7 protein-coding genes are annotated in these 11,552 nt (G+C 51.3%); 4 read left to right on the top strand and 3 right to left on the bottom strand.

Features of this window, described 5'->3' with window-relative positions:
• The 3 genes from NP596_RS16790 to olsF all read right to left on the bottom strand — a co-directional run.
• Positions 1 to 618 (bottom strand): alpha/beta hydrolase (locus NP596_RS16790; RefSeq protein WP_256616543.1); only part of this gene is annotated, 618 nt, incomplete at its 3' end.
• Entirely contained in the window at positions 611 to 1,630 is a 1,020-nt protein-coding gene (locus tag NP596_RS16795; RefSeq protein ID WP_256616544.1) for a M14 family zinc carboxypeptidase, read from the bottom strand. The genes NP596_RS16795 and NP596_RS16790, both read right to left, overlap by 8 nt.
• A gap of 8 nt (positions 1,631 to 1,638) precedes the next feature.
• On the bottom strand, positions 1,639 to 3,360 hold the full coding sequence (olsF, locus tag NP596_RS16800) for a bifunctional ornithine lipid synthase OlsF (protein ID WP_256616545.1): 1,722 nt from the start codon (positions 3,358 to 3,360) through the stop codon (positions 1,639 to 1,641).
• 527 nt (positions 3,361 to 3,887) lie between these two features.
• Here olsF and NP596_RS16805 point away from each other — a divergent pair.
• From NP596_RS16805 to NP596_RS16820, 4 genes are all read left to right on the top strand, one after another.
• Entirely contained in the window at positions 3,888 to 6,506 is a 2,619-nt protein-coding gene (locus tag NP596_RS16805) for an MMPL family transporter (protein ID WP_256616546.1), read from the top strand.
• 49 nt (positions 6,507 to 6,555) lie between these two features.
• Complete coding sequence (locus tag NP596_RS16810) at positions 6,556 to 8,049, top strand: SulP family inorganic anion transporter (RefSeq protein WP_256616547.1); 1,494 nt, start codon at positions 6,556 to 6,558, stop codon at positions 8,047 to 8,049.
• Entirely contained in the window at positions 8,049 to 8,915 is an 867-nt protein-coding gene (locus NP596_RS16815) for a universal stress protein (RefSeq protein ID WP_256616548.1), read from the top strand. The genes NP596_RS16810 and NP596_RS16815 overlap by 1 nt, the downstream gene beginning before the upstream one ends.
• 190 nt (positions 8,916 to 9,105) lie before the next feature.
• Positions 9,106 to 11,418 carry a diguanylate cyclase domain-containing protein gene (locus NP596_RS16820; protein WP_256616549.1) on the top strand — a complete coding sequence of 771 codons (2,313 nt, stop codon included), beginning with the start codon at positions 9,106 to 9,108 and terminating at the stop codon, positions 11,416 to 11,418.
• Positions 11,419 to 11,552: the final 134 nt, after the last annotated feature.

Here is an 11,552-nt window from a genome sequence, read left to right on the forward strand (position 1 = left end):
GCCCCGGCCGCTCAACAATAACAGCGGTACATCCGGTTTTTTATCTCCCGGCCGATAGCGGGCCGCGGCGGCGAGCTGCCTGAGGGTATTGGCGTATGTTACCGGCCGTTCGGCCTGGATTCGGGCCCATGCCGAGGCTGTTTGTTGATCCCGGTCGCGCCGGTTGGCTACGCAGCGAACGATCGCCAATTCCCTGCGGAAGCGGTTGGGTTGCATTAGCAGTTTGAAAAAATTCGGATAGCTTTGCCAGCGCAGCCGTTGGTAAAACGGGCTTAAACTCGCCATGCTGGTATTGATCAAGGCGGCCGCGCCAATATCCCGCGGATGTTTCAACATCCACTCCCATGCCACCATGCCGCCCAGCGATAAACCGACGATGGTCAGTGGCTGGCTTAACAAGCCTGCCGTCAATGCCTGGTGTCTGACGGACGCCATGATCGCATCAATGCTGTCGGGACTGGTTTCCCGATAGCGCGTACCAGTGCCGGGTAGATCCAGCATGGAAATACGGGCCATGGGGAATTGCGCTTGCAACAATGGCGTAAATTCGCCCCAATGCGCGGCTTCCCGCGACAATCCTCGCAGCAATAACCAGTTTCGGCCGATCGGATCAGGCATACCAAAGCGCCAGGGCTTGTTGATTATGCTGTTTCAATTGCATTGCATCCAGTTGCGCCCATTTTTTCGGATACAGCAGGCTGCGGTACAAAAAATCGAACAAGGTAATATGCCGCCGCAGTATGCGTTGTTGCCGATGCGGCAGTAAGGGGTGAAAAAAGCCGTGGCGCTGGAATAAATGCAACGGGCTCTTGCGCAGCCAAAGCCAGGAGCCCATTTCCAACGTCAGCGGCAAAAATTGCCGATGTTGCGCATCCGCCGTTTGCATAAAACTGTCGTACAAATAATCCCATAAATCGCCGTTGATAATGTACTCCTGGCTCATGGGTTCTATTTTATAAATATGGTTGGGATAACAGCGATCGAAACTTTGTTTTAAGGCGTGCGCTTCGGCAATGCCGGGGAAGGGTTTTTTACAAGAGGCGTAAGGAAACCACAACCGGTCGTGTATGCCGAAGCCGGAATGCAAATCCAAGGCTATCGATAAGGGCGAGTTAAACACGTATTTCCGGATAACCTGGCACAGGGCTTGGGCTTCGGTTTCCATTTGCGCCGTGTCGCCGCGGTACCAAGGCAGACGCGGGCTGACGCGGTGACCGCTATAAAGCTTGGTATTGCCTTTGCCTTCTATCGGCGCATTGCGCATTAAATCGACGCCGTTGCCATTGGAGCGGGTACCGCGATATACGCCTATCGGATTGACTATGGGGATAAACACCAACCGCGACCGCTCCAGGCGGCCGGCGAATTCTTCATCCCAGTCCAGCAGGTGGATGATGGTTTGCAAATACGACAGAATCACTTCCGAGCCGATTTTCTCCAATCCGTGCACGCCGCCCACAAACGCCAATGCCGGCACGTCATCCCGCAGCGAACCCAGGACTATGCTATAGATAGGGAAAGAGCGGTTTTTATATTGAACGCGGCTGACTACATCGGTCCGCGCCCGATCGCCCAATTGGGCGATCAGCGCTTCCAATTGCGCCAATTCCGCAAAAATTGCGTTAGACATGGGAAAATTTAATGCAAAAGCGTGGTTTCGATATAGCGCTGGCGCTTTTTCGGGGCGATTTTATCGATCTCCACCATGATCAGGCTGTCGATGCAGTTGTTGAAATCCGGGTCGATATTAAAGTCGATGAAATGGCAGCCCTTGTCCACGCACAGCTCGACATACTGTTTATAAAGCGTGGGAACTTTGACGCCCAGTTTGCGGAGTTCGCTATTCAAAATTTTAAAACTGCTGGAATAATCGCCATTAAATTCCTGCGCCACGAATTGCCGGCATTGCTCGGAAATGATAAACGGCGTTTTGGCTGTGGCTTGGGGTAATTCTGTTCCGAATTGTTGCTGGTAAAAACCGATGATCAATTCCTTGGCCAGTTGCGGGTAAGCATTGCTGATACTCACCGGGCCGAACAAATATTTGATATCCGGTTGCTCGCGTAAATACGCGCCAATGCCGTACCAAAGATATTCCAGGCTATGCTGGCCCCAGTAACGCGGTTGTACGAAACTGCGGCCCAACTCCAGGCTGTAAGGCAACAAGGCGGCGAATTCGGTATGTAAATCGAACAAGGTGCTGCTGTAAAAACCCTCGATACCATGGCTCTGCATGATTTTCGGCCCTTCGCCGATTCGGTAGGCGCCGACGATATCCAGGGCTTGATCGTCCCACAGCACGATATGGCTATAGTAAATGTCGAACTTGTCCAAATCCAGCGCCAGACCGGTACCTTCTTCCACGGTCCTGAAGGTCAATTCGCGCAAGCGGGCTATTTCCTGCATGACCGGACAATCGTCCTGAAACCGGTAAAGGAAAATTTTTTTGCCGTCGCGGGTTTCGCCCAGCAGGCGCGATTGAAACAAGGCTTTTTTGATGGCCTTGGTATCGGCGGGATGTACCACGGTGGCTACCGTATCGAACAACAAGGGTTTATGTTTTTTTCCCAGGTTTAACACGTGTTTACGAAAGCGCTGGCTGAGTTGTTTATTAGACTGCTCGCTCCCCTCGATGACCGTATACGGAATCGGCGCGCCGACCACGAATTTGATTTCCTGGTCTTTTTTATTGAACATTTCCTTGACCAACAGCATGGTGCCCAGCGGCTTGTAGAGTGTGGACATGCTATAGAACAAGGCCGAGTTTTTGGCCTTGATGTGGATGGGCAGGATAGGGCAACGGGCCTTTTTAGCCAGTTTGACGAAACCGTTTTGCCATTTACCGTCGCGTATGCCCTTGGGGGTGATGCGGGACACTTCGCCGGCCGGAAATATAATCACGGCTTCTTCGTTTTCCAGGGCCTCCAGCATGGCTTTATAGCTGTCTTTCAAGGCCTTTTTGTCCGATAACACATCGACCGGCAAAAAAATCGATTGCAGCGGTTCCATGTGCGACAAAACCCGGTTGGCGACTATGCGCACATCCGGCCTGACCGAGCGGATCAATTTAACCAGCGCCAGCCCGTCCAGGGTGCCTATAGGGTGATTGGCGACGATTAATAAACGGCCCTCGGACGGAATGTTGCTGAACGACTGATTACTGACCTGATAATGAAAGTTGAAGTAACCCAGCAATTTGTCGAGAAAGGCGTAGCCGCGCAAATGGCGGTTTTTATCGATGACCTCGTTGAAGTCGTCTTCGTGTAACAGTTTTTTCAGGGCTTTGACGGCCAGTTGGTTGTGCTTGCCCAGATTAAAATCCGGGTAGGTTTCCTGCAGAATGCGCTCGGCATCGATCATTGATGTTGATCCAGTAAATTAGAAAGTCCAGAGTAAAGCGATGCATGGCAGCAAAAACAGCGGCTTCGCTTTGATGGATACAGCCTAATTCGGAAACATGACAGGAATATGACGAAGCAAATGCCGACATCGCAATGCCGGCGGACTCCATGGCAATTGCCGCCGATTGCCGCGTGTGAGCATTACCCATAGCAGGCCCCTGGTTGGCTTTTCGCGGTCGAAATCGCATCGCTACCCCACAAAATCTGTAAATTAGACTTAGCTTTTTCAGCGGATAAATGCATAAAACGCCGCTTTTTGGGCCTGCGGTAAGCTGATCAGGTCGCTGGCTTCTGGGGCTGAGCCTCGCTTTTGCTTATAATGTCCGGTCATTTTTCCAAATTGCCGGTCCGGTTCCGAGGTTAAACGCAGTATGCCTCCAGGCTTACCGGCAAAAATGAATTTAAAGCACCCTATTCCGGTTTGGCGACACGGCGTGCCGGTTTTTTCGATTTTCTTTTTTACTGCAATTTTAGTTATTCAAAATTATGCCTCTTGCCGCTATATCGATAAAAACCCGATTTTCAGCGTTTTTATCCCAATTACCTATCCGTTTTCCTTGGTTAGTGCTGTTGCTGTTTGCCTTGCTCAGCGCCGGCAGTGTGTTTTATACCCGCGATCACCTGGGCATCAACACCAATACCAGCGACTTGCTGTCGCAGGACTTGCCGTTTATTAAAATCCGCGCCGAATTGGATAAAGCCTTCCCGCAGGATGCCTCGGCGATTATCGTGGTGGTGGAATCGCCGACGCCGGAGCAAACAGCGGCGGCCGCGCAATTTATTGAAAAACACCTGCAAGCGGAAAAAACTTTGTTCGATTCGGCTTATATTCCGGTCGATAACGCGTTCTTTCGGCAACAAGGTTTTTTGTATCTGAGTCTTGGCGAATTGGAATCGCTGTCCGATAAACTGGTGGATGCGCAGCCGTTTATCGGCTACTTATCCGCGCATTATCACTTCGCCGGATTAATGGACATCATCGGCCTGGCTTTGGAAGGTCGGGAACAGGATTTGGCCATGCCGCTGGATCCCTTGTTGAGTGCCATCGGCGAGTCTCTGCAAGCCGTTAAGGCCGGCGAAACGCATTATCTGTCCTGGCAGCAGTTGTTAACCGAAAAAAGCTTCGGTGGCGATCAAACCCGGCGCCTGGTGATCACCCGTGTGCATCTGGATTTTAAACAATTGATGCCGGCGGGTAAGCCCATGCAGTATTTGCGAGATCTGAGCACCGACATGGCCAGCCAATTTCCGGGTGTCCAACTGAGCTTTACAGGCGAAATTCCCTTGGAACACGAAGAAATGGAAACCGTGAACCAGGACATGATCGTCTCTAGCATCGTTTCTTTATTGCTGGTGTGTCTGGCGTTATGGATAGGTTTACGCTCGTTAAAATTACTGCTGATGACCTTTATAGCCCTGGTGGTGGGTTTGGCGTTAACCGCCGGCTTTGCCGCTTTGGCGGTAGGGCATTTGAATTTGATTTCGGTGGCCTTCGCAGTGCTTTACATAGGCTTGGGCGTGGATTTTGCCACCCATTTATGCCTGCGTTATCAGGAATGCAGGCAGCAAGGCTTGGCTACCGATCAAGCTATTTTAAACAGCATGGATACCGTGGGTCGCTCCTTGTTTTTATGCGCCGCAACCACGGCTATCGGCTTTTTCGCTTTTATTCCGACCGATTTTAAAGGGGTTTCGGAATTGGGCATCATCTCGGGCGGCGGCATCTTTATCGGTTTACTGGTGTCTTTAAGCTTGTTGCCTGCCTTGTTAAAGCTGTTGCCGATCAAACCTTTGCCGGCCAATGGCAAAACCTTGCTACCCGAGTGGGCCTATGAATTTCCGTTCAGGCATGCCACCGGGGTTTTGATTGCCGCGGTGTCGGCCGCCTTGTTGGCCGGATTGACATTAACCCAAATGCGTTTCGACTCCAACCCGATCAATTTGCGCGATCCCAACACCCAGTCCGTGATCGCTTTTAAAAAATTGTTGCGCAGCCAGACCGATTCGCCGTTCGCGACGTCGGCATTGACCGATAATCTGGCGCAGGCCGATGAATTAGCGGCCCGGTTTGCCAAGTTGCCCAGCGTGCATGAAGCCATTACCCTCAGCAGCATGGTGGCCGAGCAACAGGCGGAAAAGCTGGAGATCATCGATAATCTGAATTTGATCATGCCGGTGCAACTGAACCGGTTTGCCGAAAAACCGGAAAATTCGGATGTGCGGGCGGCCCTGCTTCAATTGCGGGACACGCTGCAAAAAGCCGTCCGGCAACCGGGGCAAGCCGTGGCCTTGCCGGTGTTACAGAAACTGCAACAAGATGTGGCGGATTTTATCCAGTATGCGGATGCCCAGCCGAATCCGGCCGAAAGTTATGCGCGGTTGGAAGATAGCGTAATGGATTTATTGCCGCGCACCATGCTGATGCTGCGCGACGGCCTGACCGCCACCGAGTTCGCGATCGACGACATTCCGCCGGAAGTGCGTTCGCAGTGGGTCAGTGCCGACGGGATTTACCGGGTATTAGTCTTGCCCAAACAGGATTTGAATAATCCGGAATACTTGAAGCAGTTCGTGAAGGAGATTCTAGACAGTTATCCGAAAGTGTTCGGTTTGCCGATCGGCGATGTGACGTCCGGCCAAGCCATCGTCAATGCGTTTATCCAGGCCTTTTCCGGCGCGCTGGCGATGATCGTGCTTTTATTGCTGGTATTGACCCGCAGTTTCAAGACCACCCTATTGATCGTAACCCCCTTGCTGTTGGCGGCTTTGCTGACGGCGGCCATCAATGTATTGCTGCACAACCCGTTCAATTTCGCCAATATCATTGTGTTGCCGTTGCTGCTGGGCATAGGCGTCGATAGCGGCATTCATATCGTACACAGGCTGCAGAATCAGCATGACCATAAACAAGTATTGCAAACCAGTGCCGCCCGTGGGGTGTTTTATAGCGCCTTGACCACCTTGTGCAGTTTCTCCAGTCTGGCTTTCAATACCCACGCAGGCACCGCCAGCATGGGCTTGCTGTTGGCCATTGGCATTTCGCTGATGATTGTTTGCAGCATGTTGGTGTTGCCGGCCATGGCGCATAAAACCGGCTTTAAATGAATGTCGAAACCGGATAGATTTTTTTAATAGACGTAGCGATAGGAATCTCATGCTCTTGTTATCGAAAAAACAGGATTGGCTCGGTAATGTGCGCGGCGACGTGCTGGCCGGGTTGGTGGTAGCGCTGGCGCTGATTCCGGAAGCCATCGCCTTTTCCATCATTGCCGGCGTCGCCCCCAAGGTCGGCTTGTATGCGTCGTTCTGTATCGCGGTGGTCACGGCTTTTGTCGGCGGCAGGCCGGGGATGATTTCCGCGGCAACCGGCGCGATGGCCTTGTTGATGGTGACGCTGGTCAAGGAACACGGCCTGCAATATTTGCTGGCGGCGACCCTGTTGACCGGTGTACTGCAAATCGCCGCCGGTTACCTGAAACTGGGTGGTTTAATGAGCTTCGTGTCCCGCTCGGTGGTGACCGGATTCGTCAACGCCTTGGCCATCCTGATTTTTATGGCTCAGTTACCGGAATTGACCAACGTCACTTGGCATGTGCATGCAATGACGGCGGCCGGCCTGGGCATCATTTATCTGTTTCCCTATCTGCCCGTGGTCGGTAAATGGCTACCTTCGCCGCTGATTTGCATCGTCTCCCTGACGGCAGTGGCGGTGATTTTCGAGCTGGATATTCGCACCGTCGGCGATATGGGCGAATTGCCGGACACTTTGCCGGTATTCATGTGGCCGCAAGTGCCGTTGAATTGGGAGACTTTGCGGATTATTGCGCCGTATTCGGCGCCGATGGCCGTGGTGGGTTTGCTGGAATCCTTGATGACGGCCACTATCATTGATGAACTCACGGATACGGGTAGCGATAAAAACCGCGAGTGCAAAGGCCAGGGGCTGGCCAATATCGCTGCCGGTTTACTGGGCGGCATGGCCGGTTGCGCGATGATCGGCCAGTCGGTCATCAATATTAAATCCGGCGGCCGAGGGCGCTTGTCCACGTTAATCGCCGGTGCGTTATTGTTGATTATGGTGGTGTTTCTGGACGCATGGATTTCCAGAATCCCCATGGCCGCGTTGGTGGCGGTGATGATCATGGTATCGATAGGCACCTTTAGCTGGCGCTCGATACTTAACCTGAAAGAGTATCCCGTCTCGACCAATATCGTCATGCTGGCGACCGTAACCGTGGTGGTGTGGACGCATAATCTGGCCTTGGGAGTGTTTGTCGGCGTGTTGTTGGCGTCCTTGTTTTTCGCCAACAAAATCAGCCATTTCATGTATGTGGATACCAGCCTGGATGAAGCCGGCGCTACCCGGACCTATCGGGTGGTGGGGCAGGTGTTTTTCAACTCCGCGGACAAATTCACGGCCGCCTTCGATTTTAAAGAGGCCTTGGAAAAGGTGGTGATCGATGTGCACCGGGCGCATTTTTGGGACATTACCTCGGTGACCGCGCTGGACAAAGTCGTCATCAAATTTCGCCGCGAAGGCGCCGAAGTGGAGTTGATCGGGCTGAATGAAGCCAGTAGCACCATAGTCGACCGCTTCGGCATACACGACAAACCCGAAGAAATCGAAAAAGTTCTGGGAGGCCACTAATGCGAATTCAAGACAACACCGTGCTGGCTTGCGTGGACGGCTCCGGTTTAACGCCGGCGGTATGCGACTATGCGGCCTGGATCGCGCAAAAGGTCGACGCACCCTTAACTTTGCTGCACAGCATCGATCATCATCCGGAAACGGCCGCCGGTTGGGATTTGTCTGGCAATATCGGCATGGATAGCCAAGAGCAACTGTTGCAAGACATGATTGCGCTGGAATCGGAGCGAAACAAACTCAAGTTGCGGCAGGGGAAGTTGATCATGCAAGCCGCCCGGCAACGGGCCGTACAAGCAGGCATTGCCGAACCGGAGCTGCATCAACGCCATGGCAGTCTGGTGGAGTCGTTAATAGAGCTGGAACAGCAGTTGCGGGTACTGGTGATAGGCGTGCGCGGTAAAGTGCATGAAAATCGAACCGATAAAATCGGCGCCAAGCTGGAATCCATTATCCGCTCATTACATAAGCCGATATTGGTGGTGAACGAGGCATTTAAGCAGCCCGAGCGCATCATGATTGCGTACGATGGCAGCAAGGCCGCCGAAAAAGCCGTGGATATGGTCGTCGGCAGCCCGCTTTATCGGGGGTTGTTGTGCCATTTGGTCAGCGTCGGCCAGGATGAGCAGGATGCTGTATTTTTGGAAGCCGCCGCCAACAAACTGAAACAGGCAGCGGGTATTAAACTGATCAGCCAGCATCTGCGCGGCAACCCCGAGCAAGCGTTGTGCGATTATCAAAACCGGTTCGATATCGATTTGACCGTGATGGGGGCTTTCGGCCATTCCCGCATTCACGATCTGCTGTTAGGCAGCTTTACAGTCAAAATGCTGTCGCAAAGCCATAAACCGCTGTTGTTGTTGCGATAGAAAATAAAAATTGAGCGGGCGCAACATTCAGCTTAAAAAAACTATGCTTCAACGGGTATTAAAGCCGACAATGTTCGCTCGCTTGTATGGGGCGGGCAACGGCATAATGGCGTATGTTCCATTGGGTGACTCGATAAAAATAACAACATAATAAATCGATACTCTAAGAGTACCTTGCGGCAGGTAAACCATGTCCACTAAAAACGCCATTCTGACGGCCATTGTTTTTTGGGGAGTTTTTGTTTGTTTCCTTTTCTTTTCCTACAGCACGCACATCCAGCAAAGGTTGAATAGCACCGAAAATCAACTGGTCGGCCTGGAGAGGATTAAGTCGCTGAATTTGCTCAATGGCGCCTTACAGCGATACCGGGGCTTATATCCTTTGGATGCGGAACCTGCCGAGGATGCGGCGAATATTCAGCAAAGAATGGTGGAGTTGAAACAAACCGTTAACTTGGCCGGCCCGGTATTGGACGATGCTGCGTTTGCGAGTGAAATCGATTCAATATTTACCGGGAAAGTGCAAGGCGGGAAACTGTTCGAACGCATCACCGCGCTGATTGAAAAAAACGATCGTCAATTACGCATCCTTGCCGACAGATACGAATTGCTCTATGAACCGGAAAAACAGAATTACATTCTGATTGAAGTCATTCTGTACGTCATTCCCGAGTTGATCGAAAGCGCGGCCAGGTCGAAAGGAGTCGCCAGCAGGTCCCATACCGTTTATGCAAGCCCTAACGATCCGGCCCTGATTGGCAATAATCTGTATGTTTTTAACCAAACATTTCATCATCTGAAAATGTTGTTTGAAATGTATGAAAATAATGGCGAATTTTTAAATTGCCTGGCGGTGATCGATCAGGAATATCAGAATTATCATCGTTTGTTGGCCGATCTTTCGGAAGCGAAACCATTGCGCTCCGGCCTGTTATTATTTAACGAAGGCACGCGCCTCGTGGAAGCGTCCACTGCCCTAGCGGAATTGTCCAGGCAAAAACTTAAAACCGGTTTAGAGCAGAGGCGTTCCGCGTATACCCGAATACTGTTAGCCAGTTATGCCGCATTTGTAATCGGTCTGGGCATTACTTTTTTCATCTTTTTAAGGTTCTATCAGCGCGGCCGCGTTGAGCGGCAATTAGCCGCATGCAAAAAATTCAACGAAGATCGCGTTAACGAGCTGAGAAACGGTCTGCATGCGCTCGGCGGCCTGCAGGCGATTTGCAACCATGCATTAAACTTTATTGCGCACCATTTGTGCGCCGTATCCGGGGTATTGTTTATTCATAACGAAAAAATCGAGCAATTGAACCTTTCCGCCACGTTCGGCGTGCACCCTAAGTCCGTCAGGCATAAATTAAAAATCGGCGAAGGCCCGATAGGGCAATGCGTGCTGGATGCGCGCATGGTTGAATCCCGGATCAATCAGCAATCGAGCGAGTCCTCGGTGAATATGGGAAGCGCTAATGCAGGCATCAAAAAAATCTTGACTTTTCCGTTGGTTAATTTGGGTAGCATTGTCGGCGTTATTCAACTGGTGTTGCTTGAAGAAAAGAGTATCGAGCGCGAAAACTTATCGCAACTTGCGGACGTCATGGCAAGTTATATCGATAAAGAAAAAAAATACGAAGAAAGTCAGAAATATTTGGCTTCAATCAATAAAAACGTCATTACTTCCAGCACCAATGTTAAAGGCGTCATTACACAAGTTAGCCAGGCGTTTGCCGATATTTCAGGCTATACCAAGGAAGAACTGATCGGGCAAAAGCACAGCATTATCCGGCACCCGGACATGCCGGCCGAGCTTTTTAAGGATCTTTGGACCACAATAACCAAAGGTAATACCTGGAACCGCGAAGTGAAAAACCGCACCAAAGACGGCGGTTTTTATTGGGTTGATGTGACGATTTCTCCGGATTTCGATTTTTACGGCAATATCATCGGCTATACCGCCATTAGGCACGATATAACCCAGAAGAAAAAAAACGAGGAAATCGCTATTACCGACGGCCTGACGCAAATCTACAATCGGCGCCATTTCGATACGATTTTTCAGCTAAAAATCCGGGAAATGAGACGGGACAATAAGCCGTTTGTATTTGCGATGTTGGATATCGATTTTTTTAAACAATTCAACGACAATTATGGCCATCAACAGGGCGATAATGCGCTAATCAGCATTGCGAAAGCACTTAAAAGTTGTTTTAGGCGTCCCAGGGATTTGGTGTTTCGCCTCGGCGGCGAGGAATTCGGCTTTATCTGCGATGCCGATAATGTCGAGGAAACCGCCGCGGTAGCCGAATCGCTTAGGGAAACCGTCGAATCCTTAAAAATCCCCCATCAATATAATATGGCGTCAGCCTATCTGACCATTTCCACGGGGGTGATTTTTATCACCCCGGATATTCGGTTTCTCGACGAGAATTACTACAAAGCGGCTGACGATATGCTTTATCAGGCAAAAACATCGGGCCGAAACAATGTACAGTTAAAAACCGTGTAGCACTCCGCTGGGCTTGGTTTCAACAACCATCGCCGGGGGGGATTTTGAAATGGCCGGTATGGCGGCCGCGACAAGCCGTATACAAAAAGCTCTCCGGCTTTGGCGCAACGTGGGCGCCAAAGCCGGATCAAGCG

It is taken from the genome of Methylomonas rivi (genome assembly GCF_024505165.1).
Taxonomy (GTDB): domain Bacteria; phylum Pseudomonadota; class Gammaproteobacteria; order Methylococcales; family Methylomonadaceae; genus Methylomonas; species Methylomonas rivi.